At 71.4% G+C, this 19003-nt stretch carries 20 protein-coding genes and 1 pseudogene; 11 read left to right on the top strand and 10 right to left on the bottom strand.

Annotation, left to right across the window (positions count from 1 at the left end; translation table 11 throughout):
- Positions 1-30: 30 nt before the first annotated feature.
- Both AC3ETA_RS27870 and AC3ETA_RS27865 read left to right on the top strand, forming a co-directional pair.
- Positions 31-1668, top strand: coding sequence for a penicillin-binding transpeptidase domain-containing protein (locus AC3ETA_RS27870; protein WP_432195650.1), 1638 nt, complete (start codon positions 31-33; stop codon positions 1666-1668).
- A 104-nt stretch (positions 1669-1772) separates the two neighbouring features.
- Entirely contained in the window at positions 1773-3446 is a 1674-nt protein-coding gene (locus AC3ETA_RS27865) for a penicillin-binding transpeptidase domain-containing protein (protein ID WP_432195649.1), read from the top strand.
- A gap of 3 nt (positions 3447-3449) precedes the next feature.
- On the opposite strand, the gene AC3ETA_RS27860 is transcribed toward AC3ETA_RS27865, so the two are convergent.
- Complete coding sequence (locus AC3ETA_RS27860; RefSeq protein WP_432195648.1) at positions 3450-3830, bottom strand: SsgA family sporulation/cell division regulator; 381 nt, start codon at positions 3828-3830, stop codon at positions 3450-3452.
- A 166-nt stretch (positions 3831-3996) separates the two neighbouring features.
- Between AC3ETA_RS27860 and AC3ETA_RS27855 the strand changes: the two genes are divergently transcribed.
- The 5 genes and pseudogenes from AC3ETA_RS27855 (at position 3997) to AC3ETA_RS27835 (ending at position 7928) form a co-directional block, all read left to right on the top strand.
- Positions 3997-5061: an energy-coupling factor ABC transporter permease gene (locus AC3ETA_RS27855; protein ID WP_432195647.1), complete on the top strand. Its 1065-nt coding sequence runs from the start codon at positions 3997-3999 to the stop codon at positions 5059-5061.
- A 1-nt stretch (position 5062) separates the two neighbouring features.
- Entirely contained in the window at positions 5063-5824 is a 762-nt protein-coding gene (gene cbiQ, locus AC3ETA_RS27850; RefSeq protein ID WP_359440740.1) for a cobalt ECF transporter T component CbiQ, read from the top strand.
- Positions 5812-6576: an energy-coupling factor ABC transporter ATP-binding protein gene (locus AC3ETA_RS27845; RefSeq protein ID WP_432195646.1), complete on the top strand. Its 765-nt coding sequence runs from the start codon at positions 5812-5814 to the stop codon at positions 6574-6576. Before cbiQ ends, AC3ETA_RS27845 begins: the two co-directional genes overlap by 13 nt.
- Before the next feature lie 20 nt (positions 6577-6596).
- Positions 6597-6719, top strand: a pseudogene (locus tag AC3ETA_RS27840) (organic hydroperoxide resistance protein); the annotation flags it as partial.
- Positions 6720-6755: 36 nt separating this feature from the next.
- Positions 6756-7928, top strand: coding sequence for a serine hydrolase domain-containing protein (locus tag AC3ETA_RS27835; protein WP_432195645.1), 1173 nt, complete (start codon positions 6756-6758; stop codon positions 7926-7928).
- Between the two features lie 12 nt (positions 7929-7940).
- On the opposite strand, the gene AC3ETA_RS27830 is transcribed toward AC3ETA_RS27835, so the two are convergent.
- The gene (locus AC3ETA_RS27830; protein ID WP_381450969.1) at positions 7941-8216 is read right to left on the bottom strand and encodes a DUF1876 domain-containing protein; all 276 of its coding nucleotides are present in this window, start codon (positions 8214-8216) and stop codon (positions 7941-7943) included.
- 314 nt (positions 8217-8530) lie between these two features.
- Here AC3ETA_RS27830 and AC3ETA_RS27825 point away from each other — a divergent pair, with 314 nt between their 5' ends.
- Complete coding sequence (locus AC3ETA_RS27825; RefSeq protein ID WP_432195683.1) at positions 8531-10018, top strand: purple acid phosphatase family protein; 1488 nt, start codon at positions 8531-8533, stop codon at positions 10016-10018.
- 32 nt (positions 10019-10050) lie between these two features.
- Positions 10051-10764: a class I SAM-dependent methyltransferase gene (locus AC3ETA_RS27820; RefSeq protein WP_432195644.1), complete on the top strand. Its 714-nt coding sequence runs from the start codon at positions 10051-10053 to the stop codon at positions 10762-10764.
- Positions 10765-10842: 78 nt separating this feature from the next.
- Here the strand turns inward: AC3ETA_RS27820 and AC3ETA_RS27815 are convergent, their stop codons facing one another.
- Genes AC3ETA_RS27815 through AC3ETA_RS27790 form a run of 6 tightly spaced genes read right to left on the bottom strand, consistent with a single transcriptional unit; the run spans position 10843 to position 16005 of the window.
- On the bottom strand, positions 10843-11688 hold the full coding sequence (locus tag AC3ETA_RS27815) for an EamA family transporter (protein ID WP_432195643.1): 846 nt from the start codon (positions 11686-11688) through the stop codon (positions 10843-10845).
- Complete coding sequence (locus AC3ETA_RS27810) at positions 11685-12191, bottom strand: YbaK/EbsC family protein (RefSeq protein ID WP_229914770.1); 507 nt, start codon at positions 12189-12191, stop codon at positions 11685-11687. Before AC3ETA_RS27810 ends, AC3ETA_RS27815 begins: the two co-directional genes overlap by 4 nt.
- 9 nt (positions 12192-12200) lie before the next feature.
- A complete protein-coding gene (locus AC3ETA_RS27805) occupies positions 12201-13523 on the bottom strand; it encodes an NAD(P)/FAD-dependent oxidoreductase (RefSeq protein ID WP_432195642.1) in 1323 nt (440 codons plus the stop codon).
- A complete protein-coding gene (locus tag AC3ETA_RS27800; RefSeq protein ID WP_432195641.1) occupies positions 13520-14317 on the bottom strand; it encodes an amino acid ABC transporter ATP-binding protein in 798 nt (265 codons plus the stop codon). Before AC3ETA_RS27800 ends, AC3ETA_RS27805 begins: the two co-directional genes overlap by 4 nt.
- Complete coding sequence (locus AC3ETA_RS27795; protein WP_432195640.1) at positions 14314-15063, bottom strand: amino acid ABC transporter permease; 750 nt, start codon at positions 15061-15063, stop codon at positions 14314-14316. The genes AC3ETA_RS27800 and AC3ETA_RS27795 overlap by 4 nt, the downstream gene beginning before the upstream one ends.
- Positions 15064-15072: 9 nt before the next feature.
- Positions 15073-16005 carry a substrate-binding periplasmic protein gene (locus AC3ETA_RS27790; RefSeq protein WP_432195639.1) on the bottom strand — a complete coding sequence of 311 codons (933 nt, stop codon included), beginning with the start codon at positions 16003-16005 and terminating at the stop codon, positions 15073-15075.
- A 201-nt stretch (positions 16006-16206) separates the two neighbouring features.
- Here AC3ETA_RS27790 and AC3ETA_RS27785 point away from each other — a divergent pair, with 201 nt between their 5' ends.
- A complete protein-coding gene (locus tag AC3ETA_RS27785) occupies positions 16207-17403 on the top strand; it encodes a CdaR family transcriptional regulator (RefSeq protein WP_432195638.1) in 1197 nt (398 codons plus the stop codon).
- Here the strand turns inward: AC3ETA_RS27785 and AC3ETA_RS27780 are convergent.
- Positions 17393-17578, bottom strand: coding sequence for a DUF397 domain-containing protein (locus AC3ETA_RS27780; RefSeq protein WP_432195637.1), 186 nt, complete (start codon positions 17576-17578; stop codon positions 17393-17395). The genes AC3ETA_RS27785 and AC3ETA_RS27780 overlap by 11 nt on opposite strands.
- A complete protein-coding gene (locus tag AC3ETA_RS27775) occupies positions 17575-18420 on the bottom strand; it encodes a helix-turn-helix domain-containing protein (protein WP_432195636.1) in 846 nt (281 codons plus the stop codon). Before AC3ETA_RS27775 ends, AC3ETA_RS27780 begins: the two co-directional genes overlap by 4 nt.
- A gap of 137 nt (positions 18421-18557) precedes the next feature.
- Between AC3ETA_RS27775 and AC3ETA_RS27770 the strand changes: the two genes are divergently transcribed.
- The gene (locus AC3ETA_RS27770; RefSeq protein ID WP_432195635.1) at positions 18558-18980 is read left to right on the top strand and encodes an ATP-binding protein; all 423 of its coding nucleotides are present in this window, start codon (positions 18558-18560) and stop codon (positions 18978-18980) included.
- Positions 18981-19003: the final 23 nt, after the last annotated feature.

Below are 19003 nucleotides of genomic sequence, written 5' to 3'. Positions count from 1 at the left end.
CAGTGCGGAGGACATAACGGGGAGGGGACCATGCCCAAGGGGGTCAAGATCGCCGTCATAGGCGGCGTGTTCGCGGTGATGGTGGGCGGAGCGGGCTACGGCGCCTACAACATCGTGTCGGCATTGAACGGCGGTGGGGCGACGGGGTCCGCGGGGCCCGCACCCGAGCGGACCGGGCCACCCGATGCGCAGGAGGTCGAGGACACCACGGCCAAGTTCTTCACCGCGTGGGAGAAGGGCGAGGCCGCGCAGGCCTCGGCGTACACGAACAACGACGCGGCCGCCGAGGCGCTGCTGTCCTCCTACGGCGAGAAGGCCCACATCACCGGCGTGAAGATCACGCCGGGTGCCGCGCGCGGCACCACGGTGCCGTTCACCGTGCAGGCCAAGGTGTCCTACGAGGGCAGGTCCGAGCCGCTCACCTACAAGAGCGAGCTCACCGTGGTGCGCGGACGCACCACCGGGCGGGCCCTCGTCGACTGGCAGCCCAGCGTCGTCCACCCGCAGCTGAAGCGGCACGACACCCTCGTCACCGGCGAGGCGGCGAACCCGCCCATCGAGGCCCTCGACCGCGACGGCGCCGTGCTGACGAAGGAGAAGTACCCCTCCCTCGGCCCGGTCCTGGACGCCCTGCGCGCCAAGTACGGCGACAAGGCGGGCGGCGAGCCCGGTGTCGAGCTGTCGATCCGGCATGCCGACGAGTCGCCGGACACCTCACTGCTGACCCTGTCGAAGGGCGAGCCCGGCAAGCTGGAGACGACGCTCAGCGCGAGTGTGCAGGCGGCCGCCGAGAAGGCCGTGAAGAAGTACGCCGAGTCCTCCGTCGTAGCCCTCAAGACCGGCACCGGCGAAGTGCTGGCGGTGGCCAACCATCGCAGCGACGCCTTCAACGCCGCCTTCGAGGGACGCGTCGCTCCCGGCTCCACGATGAAGATCCTCACCGCCGCGATGCTCATCGACAACGGCGTGACCACGATGAACGGCCCGGCACCCTGCCCGTCCACGGCCACCTGGCAGAGCCAGACCTTCAAGAACCTCGACGGTCTGAAGCCCGACGAGAGCGCGAACGCCACGCTCGCCAACGGCTTCCTGCGCTCCTGCAACACGGCCTTCATCAAGCTCGTCGACGAGGACCCGCTCACCGACGCCTCGCTGACGAACGAGGCCCAGGAGCGCTTCGGGCTCGGCCGCGACGACTGGAAGACCGGCATCGTCTCCTTCGACGGCAGCGTTCCCGCCTCCGCCGGCCCGGACCGCGCGGCCAACGCCATCGGCCAGGGCCAGGTCCAGATGAGCCCGCTGAACATGGCGTCGGTCACCGCCACCGCGATCACCGGCGACTTCCGGCAGCCGTATCTGATCTCGCCCGCGCTCGACGGGCGCCGACTGGCCACCGCCAAGGGGCTGCCGGCGAGCACCGCCGCCCAGCTGAAGCAGATGATGCGGCTGACCGCGACCCAGGGCACCGCGAGGCCGGCCATGTCCGTGGTGGGCGGTGACATCGGCGCCAAGACGGGTTCCGCCGAGGTCGACGGCAAGGCCACCTCGGACAGCTGGTTCACCGGCTTCCGCAACGACGTGGCCGCCGCGGCCATGGCCCAGCAGGGCGGACACGGCGGCGACGCGGCGGGGCCGATTGTCGCAGCCGTGCTACGAGCGTCCGGCTGAACTTATCCCTCGCGGCACGGGACTCTAGGGTGGGCCTCGTCGTTGGTATGCGTGAGGTCGGCGGGGCGGCGGGGGCCCCTGAATACGCGAGGGAACGGAAAGCAGTGGGCAACAGAAGGCGCGTCGCCGAGCGACGGAAGACCAACCCCGCCGTGCTCGGCGGGATGATCGCGGTCGTCGTCGGCGGCGCCGGGTTCGGTCTCTACGCGCTGCTCGGCAGCGGCGCGGCCGCCGAGAACGGGCCGGAGCCCGGCTCCGGGCAGAAGTCCAGGTCCGTCAGGACCGGGCCGCTCTCGGCGACCGAGGTCACCACCGCGGCCCGGGACTTCCTCACCGCCTGGCAGGCCGGCAAGGTGACCGAGGCGGCCGCCGCCACGGACGACACCACCGCCGCCAAGACCCTGCTGACCGGCTACGCCAAGGACGCCCACATCAAGGACGTCACCCTGACCGCCGGCACCCGCGCCGGCGCGAAGGTCCCCTTCTCCGTGCAGGCCACGGTGTCGTACAAGGGCACCACCAAGCCGCTGACCTACGACAGCGCGCTGACCGTCGTCCGGCGCGCCGAGGACGGCAGGCCGCTGGTCCAGTGGCACGCGGCGGTCGTCCACCCCGACCTCAAGGACGGCGACACCCTCGCGACCGGCGCGTCCGGCACCCCGCCGGTCAAGGCGCTGGACCGCGACGGCGGCGAGCTGACGGAGAAGGAGTACCCCTCGCTCGGCTCGGTCCTGGACGGGCTGCGCGAGAAGTACGGCGAGAAGGCGGGCGGCAAGGCGGGCGTCGAGCTCCAGGTGGTCCGGGGCAAGGAGTCCAAGAAGGCCGAGCTGTCGGACAAGACGCTGCTGGAGCTGAGCGAGGGCACACCGGGCACGGTGAAGACGACGCTCAGCCCGTCGATGCAGGCCGCCGCCGAGAAGCAGGTCGCCGCGAAGGAGAAGGCGTCCGTGGTCGTGCTGCGGCCCTCGACCGGCGAGATCCTCGCGGTCGCGAACTCCTCGCACGGCTTCAACACCGCCTTCCAGGGCTCCCTCGCACCCGGCTCCACGATGAAGGTCATCACCTCCTCGCTGCTGATCGAGAGGGACCTGGCGTCGGTGAACAAGGAACACCCCTGCCCGAAGTACTTCACGTACGGGCACTGGAAGTTCCAGAACGACGACAAGTTCGAGATCAAGGGCGGCACGTTCAAGGCGAGCTTCGCCCGCTCCTGCAACACGGCTTTCATCAGCCAGGCGCCCGAGCTGGACGACGACAGCCTCACCAAGCAGTCCCAGCAGGTCTTCGGTCTCTCCCTGAACAACTGGTCCGTCGGCGTCCCCACCTTCGACGGGGCCGTCCCGGTGCAGTCGCAGGCCCAGATGGCGGCCGAGCTCATCGGGCAGGGCGGGGTGCGGATGAACCCGCTGAACATGGCGTCGGTGTCGGCGACCGTGAAGACGGGCACGTTCCGGCAGCCGTACCTGGTCTCCCCCGACGTCGACGGACGGCAGCTCGCGACGGCGTCGCGCACCCTGTCCGCGGCCACGCTGTCCCAGCTGCGCGAACTGATGTCGTACACGGCGGCCTACGGCACGGCGGCGCAGGCGATGTCCGGGGTCGGCGGTGACGTCGGCGCCAAGACCGGCTCGGCGGAGGTCGACGGCCAGAAGAAGCCGAACGGCTGGTTCACCGCGTACCGCGACGACCTGGCGGCGGCGGGCGTCGTCCAGGCGGCCGGCCACGGCGGCGACACCGCGGGCCCGATCGTGGCGGCACTGCTGAAGTCGGGCGGCTGAGGCTCAGCGGCCCAACTGGGCCTCGCGTTCCACGGGTACGGCCGCGGCCAGATAGGTCCGCCGCAGGAACCGCATCAACGCCTTCGTCTCGAACTGCACCACCGACACCCCCTGCGCGGAGTGGATCTCCACCACGGCCTGCACCCGCCCGCACGGCCACACCCGGACGTCTCCACTGCCCGCGGGGGCGCGCAGCCCCTGCTCCAGGAGTGAGCGCGAGAAGCTCCACTCATGGGCTTCACGCCCGGGCAGCCCGATCCGCACCGAGCGGGGGTCGGACTCCGGGTCGTACCGGAGCATCACCGGCACCGCGTCCTGGTCGACCGCCAGGCTGTCCGCGTCCGTGACGATATGGGCTCGCGCGTACTGCTCGACTACGGACATCGGTCGACCCCTTACGCTGCGCATCCTTTGCGAAAGCTGTACTTCCGCACCCCTTCCAATGTCGCATATTTCCTGGATCCTGCCCTCCGAGGAAAAGGGCATCCGGCCGCAGTTCCCAGCCCCTCGCTCTTGCAAGAGGTTCGCAACAAGCCACTATCATCGAACGGTGCACGTACCTGACGGATTCATAGACGCCCCCACCTCCGCCGTGACCGGAGTGGTCGCCGCGACCGCGGTCGCCGTGAGCCTGCGCGGCGCACGCCGTGAGCTCGACGAACGCACCGCGCCGCTGGCCGGCCTGGTGGCGGCGTTCATCTTCGCCGTGCAGATGCTGAACTTCCCCGTCGCCGCGGGAACCAGCGGCCATCTGCTCGGCGGGGCGCTCGCGGCGATCCTCGTCGGCCCCTTCACAGGGGTGCTGTGCGTCTCGGTCGTCCTGCTCATGCAGGGCATCCTGTTCGCGGACGGCGGCCTGACCGCCCTCGGCGTGAACATCACCAACATGGCCATCGTCACGACCGTCGTCGCCTACGCCGTCTTCCGCGGCCTGGTGAAGGTGCTGCCCCGCAGCCGCCGTTCGGTCACCGTCGCCTCCTTCGTCGCCGCCCTGCTGTCCGTACCGGCGGCCGCACTCGCCTTCACGCTCATGTACGCGGTCGGCGGCACCACCGACGTCTCCATCGGCAAGGTCGCCGGCGCCATGGTCGGCGTGCACATCCTGATCGGCATCGGCGAGGCCACCATCACCGCCCTGACCGTCGGTGCCGTCGTCGCCGTACGCCCCGACCTCGTGTACGGCGCCCGCGATCTGCGCCGGCGTCTTCAGCTGCGGGTGGGCGGCGAGTTGGTGGACGCGCCCGCCGCCGAGCCGGCCGCCCCGGTCGCCGCGCGCTCCCCGCGCAAGGTGTGGGCGGTGGGCCTGGTCACCTCCCTGGTGCTCGCCGGGTTCGTCAGCTTCTACGCGTCGGCCGACCCCGACGGCCTGGAGAAGGTCGCCGCCGACCACGGCATCGACAAGAAGACCGAGGACCACTCCACCGCCGACTCCCCGCTCGCCGACTACGGCGTCAAGGACATCACCGACGCCCGTCTGTCCGGCGGCCTCGCGGGCGTGATCGGCGTCGGTGTCACGGTGGTCGCGGGCAGCGCGGTGTTCTGGGCGGTGCGCAGGCGCCGCACGGACGACGTCTCGCCGTCGAGCACGAGCACCACCGCGGGTTCGAGCGCCTGACATGGGGGCGGGGCACGCACACCGGCTCTACCGGCACGGGCACTCGCCCGTGCACGGTCTGCCGCCGCACACCAAGCTCGCCGCGACGTTCGCGTTCGTGGTCGTCGTGGTGTCGACGCCGCGGGAGGCGATGTGGGCGTTCGGCCTGTACGCCGTCCTGCTCGCGCTCGTCGCGTACGCCGCCCGGGTGCCGGCCGGCTTTCTGCTCAAGCGGCTGCTGATCGAGGTGCCGTTCGTCGCGTTCGCCGTGCTGATGCCGTTCGTGGCGGAGGGCGAGCGGGTCGAGGTGCTCGGCATGTCACTGAGCGTCAGCGGGCTGTGGGGCGCCTGGAACGTGCTCGCCAAGGGCACTCTGGGCGTCGCCGCCTCCGTCCTGCTCGCCTCCACCACCGAGCTGCGTGAACTGCTGCTCGGCCTCCAGCGGTTGAAGCTGCCGCCGCTGCTGGTGCAGATCGCGTCCTTCATGATCCGCTACGGCGACGTCATCGCGGACGAGATGCGGCGGATGCGCATCGCGCGGGAGTCACGCGGCTTCGAGGCGAAGGGCGTGCGCCACTGGGGCGTCCTCGCGAAGTCCGCGGGCGCGCTGTTCATCCGGTCCTACGAGCGCGGCGAGCGGGTGCATCTGGCCATGGTCAGCCGCGGATACGCCGGTTCGATGCCGGTGATCGACGAGGTGACCGCGTCCCGGGCGCAGTGGTCGTACGCCCTGGCGCTCCCCTTCTCCGCCCTTGTCGTCTGTCTGCTGGGATGGATGCTGTGACAGTGACAGCTTCTCTTGAGGTCTCGGGCCTCGCCTTCGCCTACCCCGACGGCCACCAGGCCCTGTTCGGCGTGGACTTCTCGATCGCGCGCGGCGAGCGGGTCGCGCTGCTCGGCCCGAACGGCGCCGGCAAGACCACCCTCGTGCTGCATCTCAACGGCATCCTGACCGGCGGCACGGGCCAGGTGAAGGTCGCCGGACTGCCCGTCGGCAAGCAGCACATGGCGGAGATCCGGCGCCGGGTCGGCATCGTCTTCCAGGACCCGGACGACCAGCTGTTCATGCCGACGGTCCGCGAGGACGTGGCATTCGGCCCGGCGGCGGCCGGGCTCAAGGGGCCCGAACTGGAGGAGCGCGTCGACCGGGCGCTGGAGCGGGTCGGCATGGCGGAGTTCAAGGACCGTCCGCCGCACCACCTCTCCTTCGGGCAGCGGCGCCGGGTCGCGGTGGCGACGGTGCTCGCGATGGAGCCGGAGATCCTCGTCCTGGACGAGCCCTCCTCCAACCTCGACCCCGCGTCCCGCCGCGAACTGGCAGACATCCTGCGCTCGCTGGACGTGACGGTCCTGATGGTCACGCACGACCTGCCGTACGCCCTTGAGCTGTGCCCGCGCTCCCTGATCCTCAGCGAGGGCGTGATCGCGGCGGACGGCAGGACCGGTGGCCTCCTCGCGGACGACGAGCTGATGCGCGCCCACCGGCTGGAGCTGCCGTTCGGCTTCGACCCGCGGTCCGTGGCAATGGGCGCGTGACGCAGCTGGAGGACGCGGGGTCGCTGTCCCCGCCGGTGCTGGACGCGGACCTCGCGGAGCAGCTGGTGGACGCAGCTCACGACGTCCGTCCGTACTCCGACGCCACCCGGGGGAACATCGACGTCACCGTCCTGCTTGGGTAGAAGGGCACCCGCACAAGGCAGGACGAGGAGAGGGACGTGGACGTGAACGGCACAGTCGCCGAGGGCTTCGAGCCGGTCAGGGACGCGTTCGTCCGGAACTTCGAGACGCTGGGCGAGCGGGGCGCGGCCCTCGCGGTGTACCGGGACGGCCGCAAGGTCGTCGACCTGTGGGCCGGCACGAAGGACGTCGACGGCACCGAGCCCTGGCAGCGGGGCACCGCGCAGGTCGTGCGCTCGGCGACGAAGGGCGTCGCCGCCGCCGTACTGCTCGCCCTGTGGCAGCGCGGGCAACTGGACCTGGACGCGCCGGTCGCCGAGTACTGGCCGGAGTTCAAGGCCCGCGGCAAGGAGCGGGTGCTGGTCGGGCAGGTGCTGAACCACCGGGCCGGGCTGCCGGTGCTGGACCGCCCGCTGACCCCGGAGGAGTCGCTGGACCCCCTGCGCGGCCCGGAGGCGGTCGCCGCGCAGGCGCCCGTGTGGGAGCCGGGCACCGAGCACGGCTATCACGCGCTGACCTACGGCTGGATGCTCGACGGGATCGTGCGGCGGGTGACCGGGAAGGGCACCGGCGAGTGGATCGCGGACGAGATCGCCGGGCCGCTGGGTGCCGAGCTGTGGCTGGGGCTGCCGGCCGCGGAGGAGGCGGCCGGGCGGGCGGGCCGGGTCGGGCGCGTCGAGGCGCCGGAGCCCGCGTCGGGGGCGGTCCTGAAGGCCCGTCCGAAGCGTTCGGTCACCGATGCCTACACCGACCCCGACTCCCTCACCCGCCGGGCCTTCGCCGCGATCACCCCGTTCCCCGACCAGAACGACCCGGCGTACCGGGCGTCGGCGCTGCCCGCGACCAACGGCATCGCGACCGCCGACGGTCTGGCCCGCGTCTACGCCGCGCTGATCGGCGAGGTCGACGGCGTACGGCTCCTGGACGCGGCGACGGTGGAGCGGGCGAGGGCCGAGGAGTCCTCCGGCCCGGACCGCGTCCTGGTCGTGAACACCCGCTTCGGCCTCGGCTACATGCTGCACGGCACCGCGTCGCCCCTGCTGGGCCCCGGTTCCTTCGGCCACCCCGGACGCGGCGGCGCCCTCGGCTTCGCCGACCCGGAGGCGGGAATCGCGCTCGGCTACGTGACGAACGGCTTCCGCAAAACGGTGACGGCGGATCCGAGGGCGCAGGGACTGATACGGGCGCTGCGGGCCTCCCTCGCCGGGTAGGGGGGGGCCGGTTCACACGTGAATCGGGTGCGACGTGCGCCCGGAAGCCGCGTCGATCTCGCCGTGCGCCTTCGTGAGCATCTGCATCGCGAGCTCGTTCAGTGCGCGGGCACCGGCGATCTCCTCCCCGACGCGTGGCTGATTGGAGTCCGTGTGGTGCCGGGCGGCGTGCCCGTGGGCCCGTACCTCGGTCCCGTCGGGCAGCCGCACCATCGCGACCGCCTTCGTGTGCTCGTCGTCCTCCATGAACTCCATCTCGACATGCCATCCCACTGCGGTGTGCATCATGACGATCACCTCCGGAAGTACTGCTTCCAGGGTGCGCCTCCCGAGGGCGGCGGACTAGTCGGCTGCGGCGAAACCCGCGAGTCGGCCGCGGCTGCTCCCCCGAGACCGCCCCTGCGCACGATCTGTCCCTCTTCGCACCCCCGCCCCACCGGTCACACACCAGGACGAAGCCCGCAACCCGGGATCAGGTGAGACTCGGCACACTCGCTTCGGCAGGCGGTCCCGGCCTGCTTCCATGGAGATGTCGCGCGCCGGCCCTGGCCCCGCCGCCACCGCCACGTCCCCTGTTCACCACTCCGGGCCACATGAAGGACATGCGCTGCTGCTTCTCCGCCCATCTCCCCGCTCTCGCAGCACTGTCGGCCTTCCCCGGCCCCTGCGAGGTGCTGCGCTCCGGTGCGCGCCTCGCCCCCGCCCTGGTGCGTTCGGCCTCCGCGGCCGTGCGCCGGGTCCGCTCGTGGCACCCCGACGACCTCACCGCCGTCAACCTGGAACTGGTCACCCTGACCGAGGACCGCGCCGTCATCACCTGGTACACCGGCATCCCCGGCACCGATGACGGCCTGGGCCACCCGCTGCCCGCGATCACCGAGGGCGAGGTCGTCTACGGCACCCACCCCGCGCGGCTGAACCGCACCGCCTCCGAGGGCCGGGCGACCGCCCACCACCAGGTCGAACTCACCGGCCTGGAGCCCGGGCAGACGTACTACTACCAGGCCCGTTCCAGGGCCGTCGCCGCCGTACCCACCTCGCTGCACCTGGTGCGCGGCAACGCCGTGGGCACCTCCACGTTCGGGCTCGGCTCGGGCGGCGGGCCGTACTCCTTCACCACCCCGCAGCCCCCGCCCGGCCGGCACCTGCTGTCGATCGCGCTCTGCAACGACCTGCACCTCGGCGAGACCACCGCCGGCCTGGTCGGCGGCCTGCCCCTGCTGCGCGGCGTGGTCCAGCAGCCGGGCCGCGCCCCCTACCCGGAGCTGATGAGCCGCGCCCTGGTCGCCGAGGCCCGGCGGCGCGGGGCGGACCTGCTGCTGGCCGGCGGCGACATCTCGGCCGGCGGGTCGGCGCACGACCTCGGCGAGGCCCGGCGGATCCTGGACGGCTTCGGCGCGCACGGCGAGGACTACTTCGTCGTACGCGGCAACCACGACCGTTCCCGGGACGACGGTGACGACTCCTTCCGCACCGCGTTCCCGGGCGGGGGCGAGGGGCCCGGGTACTTCGCCCGGGACCTCGGCGGGCTGCGGATCATCGGCCTCGACACCTACGCCAAGTCGGGCAACGGCGCCGACGCGGGCGGCCTCGGGGCCGAGCAACTGGCGTGGTTCCAGGGGCAGCTGCGGCAGCAGCCGGACCAGCCGACGCTGGTCTTCGGGCACCATCCGCTGACCGTGCGGGACTCCCTCTTCCCGGTGACCCGCGGCCAGTGCCTGGAGCGCCGCCAGGCCCGTGCCCTCGTCGACGCCTACGCCTCCGCGCCCGGCGTCTTCCTCCACCACGCCGGCCACACCCACCGCAACAAGCGGACCGTGCTGACGCGGGCGCCGCACGTCACCCATCAGGAGGTCGCCGCCGCCAAGGAGTACCCGGGCGGCTTCACCCTCGTGCGCATCCACTCCGGCGGCTACGCCCTCAACCACTTCAAGGCCGGCGACGTGGCCGCCCGGCAGTGGAGCGAGCGCAGCCGGCGGGTGGCGGCGGGCCTGTGGCCGCACCATGCGCTGGGCCGCTCGGTCACCGACCGCAACAGCGTCCGGGCGCACGACCTGTCCGGGGTCATGACGTTCGCGGGCCGTGAATAGCGCGTCACCGTGCGTGCTCGTAGCCTCGAACCATGGCGACCCTCTGGGACCTCATGCGGGACTGCATCCCCGACGACCACGCCCGGCAGGTCACCTCGCGCTACTACGTCGACGAGGTGATGGCCGGCCCCGGCCCGCCCGGGGTGGTGGTCGACCTGGGGTGCGGCCGCGGCACCTCGGCCGCGCTGTTCCGCAAGCACGACCCCGAGGTGCGGTGGATCGGCGTCGACATCCGTGACTCGCCGGAGGCCGGGCAGCGCACCCCCGGCGGTGACCCGGTGATCCATTACGACGGCGTCCATCTGCCCCTCGGCTGCGGTTCGCTGCCGCTGATCTACTCCCACCAGGTCTTCGAGCACGTCGCCCGGCCGCGCGAGCTGCTCGCCGAGATCGCCCGGGTGCTGCGGCCCGGCGGCCGCTTCATCGGATCGACGTCGCAGTTCGAGCCGTACCACTCCTTCAGCCTGTGGAACTACACGCCGTACGGCTTCCGCAGGCTGGTCGAGGAGGCGGGGCTGGTGCTGGAGGAGATCCGGCCCTCGCTGGACGGGGTGGCGCTGATCATGCGCAGCTATCTCGGCAGGCCGCCGGAGTACAGCCGGTACTGGGACACGCAGTCGCCGCTGAACGACGAGATCGACCAGTGGGCGCGACACGGGCGCCGGCGGACGGCGCTCGTGAACCTGCGCAAGCTGACGTACTGCGGGCAGTTCGCGTTCCGGGTGGGCAAGCCGGCGCTCTCCTGATCCCTAGAACAGCGCCTCGATCCCGCCGATCAGCGGCAGCGTGATCCGTCACATGCCCCGCAGGTTCCACAGCAGGCTTCAGCCGGCGCGCAGCATCAAGGCGATCCCGACGACCAACAGCCCCGCCGCCGCGATCCGGGGCGCTCCGAAACGCTCCTTGAAGACGACCGCCCCGATGGCCGCCCCCACGAGGATCGACGACTCCCGCAGCGCGGAGATCGGGGCCAGTTCCGCCTTGGTCTGGGCCCACAGGACCAGCGCGTACGCGGCGACGGACAGAGCCGCGCCCAGCAGTCCCAGCCAGGCGAACGGGCGCAGCACCGCGAGGGTCTCCCCGCGCAGGCGCCATACCGCGTACGCCGGGATCGCCAGGCCCTCGACCGCCATCAGCCAGGCGATGTAGCCGAGGGGCGAGCCGGACGCCCGCACGCCCAGGCCGTCCACGACGGTGTACGCGGCGATGGTCAGCCCGGTCGCCAGCGCCGCGCCGATCGCCGCCCAGTTCGGCCGGCGCCCGCGCAGCCCCCACAGGGCGACGCCGGTGAGTCCCGCGCAGGACAGCGCGATCCCGGCGGCCCCCCAGCCGTTGGGCACCTCGTGCGCGAACAGCGCCGCGAACACGGCGACCACGAGCGGCGCGGTGCCGCGCGCGATGGGGTAGGCCTGCCCGAAGTCGCCCAGCCTGAAGGACTTCATCAGCAGGGCGAAGTAGACGATGTGGATGACGGCGGAGGCCAGGAGGTACGGCCACGCCCGCGCCGCCGGGAAGGCCCCGAAGGGCATCAGCACCAGCCCGATCAGCACCCCGCCGCCCGCGATGAGCGTGAACCCGGCCAGCTTGTCGGTGATCTTGTGCGCGATGGCGTTCCAGCCGGCGTGCGTGACGGCGGCCAGCAGGACGGCGGAGGTGACCAGCGGGGTCACGGAGTCTGCTCGCGCACGTCCACCAGGGTCGCGCCGGCGTGGGCGACGAGGTCCTCGGGCGCCATGGGGAACACGGCGTGCGGGTTGCCCGCGGCGGCCCACACGACGTCGTGCTCCAGCAGCGAGCGGTCGGCGAGCACCCGCGTCCTCGTGAGGTGCCCGAAGGGCGGTACGCCGCCGATGGCGTACCCGGTCGTCTCCCGTACGACGTCCGCCTTGGCCCGCGTCACCTTCTCGGCCCCGAGCTCCTGCCGGACCCGCTCCAGGTCGACCCGGGAGGAGCCGTCCATGAGGACCAGCACCGGCACGCCGTCGGCCGCGAAGATGAGTGACTTGCAGATCTCGCTGAGCTCGCAGCCGATCGCGGCGGCGGCCTCGGCGGCGGTACGGGTCGCGTCCGGGAAGCGGCGGATCCGCCCCCGCAGCTCGCCCAGGCCCAGCTCGTCGAGGGCGGCGGCGAACCGGGGGTGGGCTCCGGAGTGCGTGCTGTCGGTCGTCGTCATGCAGGCACGCTAGCGGTGCGTGTACGGGACATGCGACCGAGTTCGGCGCCCGGGCCGGTCGAAGCGGAACGGCTCCAGTACCTCCGGACGACGGCCGCTCAGGACGTACTCGGCGAGCCGGTGGCCGGTGGCGGGGCCCAGGGTGACGCCGAGCATGCCGTGGCCGGTGGCCGTGAAGACGTTGTCGTGCCCCGGCAGACGGTCGATCACCGGAAGCCCGTCGGGGAGGAAGGGCCGCCCGCCCACCCAGGGATCACGGATCCGGCTCACCAGGTCGTCCGGGTCGTCGAACCAGCGGCCCAGGTAGTGCCGGCTCGCGAGTGCGACGGCGACGATCCGGCGCCAGTCGAGCCGGTTGTTGTTGCCGCTCAGCTCCATCGTGCCGCCGATCCGGGTGGTCCCGCCGATCGGTGAGGCGACGGCCCGGCGCTCGCCGAAGTACAGCGTGTGCCGGGGAGCGGGGTCCAGGTCCACCGAGAAGCTGTACCCCTTGCCCGCCTGCAGCGGCAGCCGGTGCCCCAGGGCGTGCAGCAGCCGGGGGGTTCGCATGCCGGCCGCGACGACGACGGCCGAGCAGGGGATCTCGCCCTGGTCCGTCACCAGCGCGCCGATGTGCCCCGACGCGGACCGGAAGCCGGTCACCTCCGCGTTCTCGTGGACCTTCACACCTACGGCGGCCAGTGCCTCGCCCAGCCCGAGCGCGAAGGCCTCCGGATCGACCACCCCCTCGCCCTCCACGAGATAGGCCGCCCGCACTCTGTCCGACAGGGCGCTGTCCAGCTGACAGGCCTCGGTGCCCGTGGTGACGTCGTCGGGCAGCGAGTAACGGCCGTCCGCCATCTCCCGCTGGATCGCGAGGTGGTGGCGTGCCTCGGCCGGTGACAGGAACGCGTGCACCATGCCGGGCCGGGTCAGTGTCGTGGCCACCCCCGCGTCCGCCAGGCCGTCGAAGAGGCCGAAGGTGTCGCGGTTCAGCTCGGCAATCGCCGTGTATCCGCGCCGGAACGCGGCCGGTGTGCTGCTGCGCCAGAACCGCCACAGCCACCGCAGGAACGCCGGGTCCGGGAGCGGCCGCAGATACAGCGGAGAGTCCGGGCGGCCGAGGGAACGCAGCGCGTAGCGCAGCACGCCGGGGGCGGGGACCGGGGTCGAGTGGCTGAGGCAGACCCAGCCCGCGTTGCCGCGGGACACGCCCGAGCCCAGCCCGCGGCGCTCCACGACCTCGGTCGGCACACCGGCCGCCGCCAGGTAGTACGCGGTGCACAGCCCGATGACACCGCCGCCGACGACGACCACGGGGGCCGGGCCCGTCGGTCCTGCCGTACCGGTCATGACCGGGATCCGTAGGAGGCGAGGAACTCCCGGGTGCGGGCCTCGGCGGGGGTGTCGAGGACGTCCTCCGGCGGGCCCTCCTCCACGATCCGGCCGCCGTCGACGAAGACGACGTGGTCGGACACCTCCCGGGCGAAGGGCAGTTCGTGGGTGACGAGCATCATCGTCATCCCGTCCGCGGCCAGTTCCCGCATGACGCCGAGCACCTCCCGGGTGGCCTCGGGGTCCAGTGAGGACGTCGGTTCGTCGAAGAGCAGCAGTTCCGGTTTGAGGGCCAGGGCCCGTGCGATGGCGACGCGTTGCTGCTCGCCGCCGGAGAGCTGTTCCGGCTGGGCGAGGGCGCGGTGGGCGACGCCGACGCGGCGCAGCAGGGCGACGGCGTTCTCCAGTGCCTGCTGTTCCGGGATGCCCGCCCTGCGCTGGGCCAGGACGACGTTCTCCACGGCGGTCAGGTGCGGGAACAGGTGGAAGCGCTGGAAGACCATGCCGACGGTGCGGCGCAGCCGGGGCAGGTCGCGGCAGACCGTACGGCCGTCGCGGTGCACGACCTCGCCGGCGACCTCGATGGTGCCCCGGTCGGGCCGTTCCAGGAGGTTGACGCAGCGCATCAGGGTGGTCTTGCCGCCGCCGCTCTGTCCGATGACGGTGACGATCCGGCCGCGGTCGATCTCCAGGTGGACGTCGTCGAGCACGAGTCGGCCGTCGAAGGACTTGCTCAGCCCTTCGATCCGTACGACGGCCTCGGGCCGCGCGTCCCCGGTGTCGGCCTTGGCTGCGGTGACCGGCCCGGTCATACGGCACCTGCCTTCACGGTGGTCTCCGGTTGTTCGGCGAGCAGGGCGCGCGCCGCCTTCAGGCGCCGGCGTCGCCCCGGGGAGAGGGCGACGCCGGCCCGCACCTTGCGCTCCAGCAGCAGAAGGAGCTGGGAGAGCGGGTAGCACATGGCGAAGTAGACGGCGGAGATGACCAGATACACCTCCAGGGCACGGAAGGTCGCCGAGGTGATGAGCCTGCCCTCGCTCATCAGCTCGGCGGCCGAGATCGTCACCAGGAGGGACGTGGACTTCAGCAGGTCGACGAGGAAGGTGTTGGTGCCGGGCAGGGCCTGGCGGACGGCCTGCGGAAGGATGACGTGGGCGAAGATGCCCGCCCTGCCGAGGCCGAGTGCCTCGCCCGCCTCGGTCTGGCCCGCGTGCACCCCGCTGATCGCGGAGCGGAAGATCTCGGACAGGTAGGCGGCGTAGAACACGATCAGGCTGACGCAGCCGGCCGTGAACACGTCCAGCCGGAGCCCGGCCGAGGCGAGTCCGAAGTAGGCGAGGAAGATGATGGCCAGGAGCGGGATGTTCTTGAACACCTCGGTGTAGACGGCGGCGACGGCGCGCGCGAACCACACCTTGCTCAGCCTGAGCAGCGCCACCGTGAGACCGAGCAGCACCGCACCGGCGAAGCTCACCACCGTGTAGGAGACGGTGCGCCAGAGCGCGTCCAGCAGATCGGGCCGGTATTCGGACCAGGGGACCTGGAAGAGGCCGGACATGTCATCCCCTCACTTCGCGATGGACGGCGGCGTCCAGTCCTGCGACCGGTCCACACCCCGGCGTGCGGTGGCGACGTCGGCGGCCGGCTTCAGGAACTGCTCGGGATCACCGCCGTACTTCTTCACCAGCTCGGCCATCTCGCCGCTCGCGTACATCGCGTCGATCTGCTTCGAGATCGCCTTCTCCAGCTTGGTGGCCTGCTTGGGGAGGTAGAAGCCGGTCTGGTACGGCTGGAAGTACGCGTAGGCGGGCTGGGCCTTGACCTGTTCGGCGGTCGGCGGCGTCATGTACTGGGTCTCGATCTTCAGATCCGGGCGCTCCTTCTGCGCCGCGATGATGATCAGCGGGTCGAGGAAGCCGACCTTGACGCGGCCCGCGCCGAGGTCGTCGAAGACGCCGTTGGCGTCGGGGTAGGCGTGCAGCTTCGCGTCGGGTACGGCCTGGATCGACTTGACCCAGACATAGCCCTCGACCGTGCCGAGGTCCAGGCCCTTGAGATCGTCGACCGTCTTGTACGTCTTGTCGCCGGCGACCGCCATCGCCGGGGGCGAGTAATAGGGCGGGTCGGTGAACAGCCCCTGTTTCTGCCGGTCCTCGGACCAGGCCACGCCGCCGACGGTGATGTCCACGCGCCGGGACTGCACCCCGGCGAGCATCCCGGCGAAGTCGGTCACCTGGGGCTCGACCTTCAGGTCCAGTCTCTCGGCGACGCGGGTGAGGATGTCGCCGTCGAGCCCGACGATCTTGCCGTCCTGGACGCTGGTGTAGGGCGCGTAGGGCTGGACCGCGACCTTGATGACGCCGGGGGTGAGCGTGCCGAGCGCGGCGGCCTCGGCAGACACGTTCTCCGGTTCGTCGTCACCGCCCGAGCCGCAGGCGGAGGCCGTCAGAAGGAGCAGAGTCGCGGACAGAACGGAAGCGAGCGGACGTATGCGGATCATGGCCTGGGCCTTCCGGATCGGCGCTGAACGAACCCGCCGTTCACCGCGCTGTGCCCCCGGCGGGGAGGTGATTGGGGCCATACGCTACGAACAGCCCCGGCGTACGTCACCGGTCACTCCGTACGAACTTGTGGCTGAGATCGCGCGACCCGCTGTACGGTGCGTCCAGCCGCGGCCGTCCCCCGCAGCGGGAGGAATCCCATGCTGAGCCCTGCCCTGGCACAGGAGATCGCCGGGGACACCACCGCCGTCATCGGCTTCAACGTGCTGATCACCGACGCGGAGGGCATGGTCATCGGCAGCGGCGACAGCAGCCGGGTCGGCTCCTTCCACGAGGCGTCCGTGGAGGTGATCCGCACCCAGGAGCCCGCCACGCACAACGCCTCGCAGGCACAACTGCTGCGCGGCGTACGTCCCGGTGTCACACTGCCGCTGGTCTCGGACGGCACAGCGGTGGGAACGGTCGGCATCACCGGGACGCCCGCCCAGGTCCGCCGTTTCGGGCTGCTGGTGAAGCGTCAGACGGAGATCCTGCTCCGGGAGTCCGTCATGCTGCGTTCCCGGCTGCTCGCCGAACGGGCGGCGGAGAAGCTCGTCACCGAGATCGCCTCCTACGATCCCCAGGTCGTGGAGGGCGAGTTCCTGATGTTCCGGGCCGCCGAACTCGGCTTCGACCTACGGCTGCCGAGGGTCGCCGTGGTGCTGGAGGTGACGGTGCCGGCCTCGGGAACCCGGCGTCCGGCCGCTCCCGGCCGGAGCATGACGCTGGTCCGCTCGGAGCTGCTCCGCACGGTCCGCGAGGTCTTCGCGGACCCGCAGGACATCGTCGCCGTCACGACCCCCGGCTGGATCGGCGTACTGCATCGGCTTGCGCCCTCCCGCGGGGCGGGGCACCTGGCCGACGACTGCCGGCGCATCATCGACGTCATCGCCGCGCAGGACGGCCTCGCCGCCCGCGCGGGGACCGGTGAACCAGCCACATCTCTGGGCGGCCTGCGCGACTCCTACCAGGACGCGTGCGACGCACTCCGTCTCGGCACCCGCGTGGCCGGCGACGCCCCCGTCCACCTCATCACGGACCTGCGGGTCCACCAGCTCCTCACGGCGGTGGGCCGGCCCGCCCGCGACCGTCTGATCGAGCGGGCCGCGGCGGACCTGCGGGCCCAGCCGGACTGGCCGGTGCTGCGGGACACGATCACCGCGTGGTGCGAGAACGGCTTCAACCTCGTACGGGCGTCCACCGCCCTGCACATCCACCGCAACACCGTCGTCTACCGGATGAACAAGATCGAGCAGATCACCGGCCGTCCCCTGCGGGAGCACCGGACGACCATGGCCCTGTACCTGGCGTGCCTGGCCGACCGCCTGGGCACCGGAACGGGCGACCTCACTTCGTGACGTGCGTGAGGAAGTCCGTCCAGGTGGTGGGGGCGACGGTGAGGTGGGCGAAGCGCGGGATCTTGGAGTCGCGGATGTGGATGGTGGCGGGGGTGGTGGCGACTTCGACGCAGTCGTTGCCATTGCTGCTGTCGCTGTAGCTGCTCTTGAACCAGTGGAGTTCCGGGGTGCTCATAGTTCTCCCAGCGTGTGCTCGATGAAGGCCAGAGACTCCCCTGGCGTGAGCGCCTGAGCCCGGATAATGCCATACCGCAGGTCAAGCAGCCGGAGCTGCCTCGGATTGGAGACCGGCCGGCCTCCGAAGTCGCCGTCGGTGCGCCCTACTCCGGTGCCGTCGCCGAACTTCAGCACCTGAATCCGGCCCCCCGTCCCAGGGTGGTTCGCACGGGAGGTCGGCATCACCTGAAGCTCCACGAACGGCAACTGGGCTACCTCCAACAGGTGTTCGAGCTGTCGGCGCAGCACCATTGTGTCGCCGATCGGGCGTCGCAGCGTCACCTCTTCCTGGACAAAGCTGAGCTCGGGCGCCGGAGACCGCTCGAAGATGGACTTGCGGGCCATGCGCCCCGCCGCCATCCGCTCCAACTGGTCCGGCGAGTAAGCCGGACGCCACGTCGCAAGCAGCGCTCGCATGTACTCCTCGGTCTGCAGCAACCCATGGAGATTGTGGTTGCCGTACATCAACAGCTCGACCGCACGACCCTCCAGGTCCGCGAGTTCCCGCACCTTCTTCGGGTACCGCGCCTGCTCCATGTCCCGCTTGAACGCCTTGAGGTGCCCCTGTGCACTCAGGACCTCGTCCGCCCTGTCCAGGAACTCGGGTCGCGGAATCCGCTGCCCCCGCTCCATCTTGCGGATCATGTCCTCTCCGTAGCCCATGACCTCCCCGAGCTCGGCCGCCCGCATACCCGCCGCCTCCCGGCACACCTTCAGCAGCCGCCCCACCGCCTGGACCACCGGCTCGATCTCGTCCCCTGGTTCGACATCCCAACCGGCCTCGTCCGCAACCTCGTTCATGCCCCACCTCCAGCGCGCAGTCGTACCCGTGCAACCCCTGAGACAGCCGAGACAGTGCGAGACAAAGTCGGGACAGTCTCGCTACGCACGGCAGCGATCACTCACCCAGGGAAACCGGTCACGCCACTCTGAGTGACATGAACCGCGAGATGACTGCCCCTGAAAACGAACTCACCTCCCCCACCCTCAACTTCAGCGTGCTGCTGTCCCCCACACCCCGCGGCGCCCGCCTCGCCCGCCTCCTGGTCGCCGAGCAACTCCGCAGCTGGGGCCTCCCGTTGAACCCCGCCGAGCAGATCGTCGCCGAGCTGGCCGCCAACGCCGTCACCCACGGCCGCGTCCCCGGACGTGACTTCCGGCTGACCCTGTACGCCGTCGGTGGCGCCCTCCGCATCGAGGTCACGGACACCCGAGGGGATCACCTCCTCCGGCACACGCCGACCGCTCCGGACGCGGAATCCGGCCGGGGCCTCCTCCTCGTCGACGCCCTCGCCAGCCGCTGGGGCATCGCGGCGGGGTCGTACCCGCGCAAGACGGTCTGGGCCGAGCTCGATGCATGAAGAAGCCGGTGAGGGCTCCCCGT

Source organism: Streptomyces sp. bgisy027 (genome assembly GCF_057710365.1).
This window is presented reverse-complemented; position numbering and strand designations above follow the sequence as displayed.

Bases quoted from the DNA above. Each gene is read 5' to 3' on its own strand.
- AC3ETA_RS27870 (WP_432195650.1), top strand. From the start codon at position 31: ATGCCCAAGGGGGTCAAGATCGCCGTCATAGGCGGCGTGTTCGCGGTG.
- AC3ETA_RS27860 (WP_432195648.1), bottom strand. From the start codon at position 3,830: ATGTCCGTAGTCGAGCAGTACGCGCGAGCCCATATCGTCACGGACGCG.
- cbiQ (WP_359440740.1), top strand. From the start codon at position 5,063: ATGGGGGCGGGGCACGCACACCGGCTCTACCGGCACGGGCACTCGCCC.
- AC3ETA_RS27845 (WP_432195646.1), top strand. From the start codon at position 5,812: ATGGATGCTGTGACAGTGACAGCTTCTCTTGAGGTCTCGGGCCTCGCC.
- AC3ETA_RS27830 (WP_381450969.1), bottom strand. From the start codon at position 8,216: ATGATGCACACCGCAGTGGGATGGCATGTCGAGATGGAGTTCATGGAG.
- AC3ETA_RS27825 (WP_432195683.1), top strand. From the start codon at position 8,531: ATGCGCTGCTGCTTCTCCGCCCATCTCCCCGCTCTCGCAGCACTGTCG.
- AC3ETA_RS27820 (WP_432195644.1), top strand. From the start codon at position 10,051: ATGGCGACCCTCTGGGACCTCATGCGGGACTGCATCCCCGACGACCAC.
- AC3ETA_RS27810 (WP_229914770.1), bottom strand. From the start codon at position 12,191: ATGACGACGACCGACAGCACGCACTCCGGAGCCCACCCCCGGTTCGCC.
- AC3ETA_RS27805 (WP_432195642.1), bottom strand. From the start codon at position 13,523: ATGACCGGTACGGCAGGACCGACGGGCCCGGCCCCCGTGGTCGTCGTC.
- AC3ETA_RS27800 (WP_432195641.1), bottom strand. From the start codon at position 14,317: ATGACCGGGCCGGTCACCGCAGCCAAGGCCGACACCGGGGACGCGCGG.
- AC3ETA_RS27795 (WP_432195640.1), bottom strand. From the start codon at position 15,063: ATGTCCGGCCTCTTCCAGGTCCCCTGGTCCGAATACCGGCCCGATCTG.
- AC3ETA_RS27790 (WP_432195639.1), bottom strand. From the start codon at position 16,005: ATGATCCGCATACGTCCGCTCGCTTCCGTTCTGTCCGCGACTCTGCTC.
- AC3ETA_RS27785 (WP_432195638.1), top strand. From the start codon at position 16,207: ATGCTGAGCCCTGCCCTGGCACAGGAGATCGCCGGGGACACCACCGCC.
- AC3ETA_RS27780 (WP_432195637.1), bottom strand. From the start codon at position 17,578: ATGAGCACCCCGGAACTCCACTGGTTCAAGAGCAGCTACAGCGACAGC.
- AC3ETA_RS27775 (WP_432195636.1), bottom strand. From the start codon at position 18,420: ATGAACGAGGTTGCGGACGAGGCCGGTTGGGATGTCGAACCAGGGGAC.
- AC3ETA_RS27770 (WP_432195635.1), top strand. From the start codon at position 18,558: ATGAACCGCGAGATGACTGCCCCTGAAAACGAACTCACCTCCCCCACC.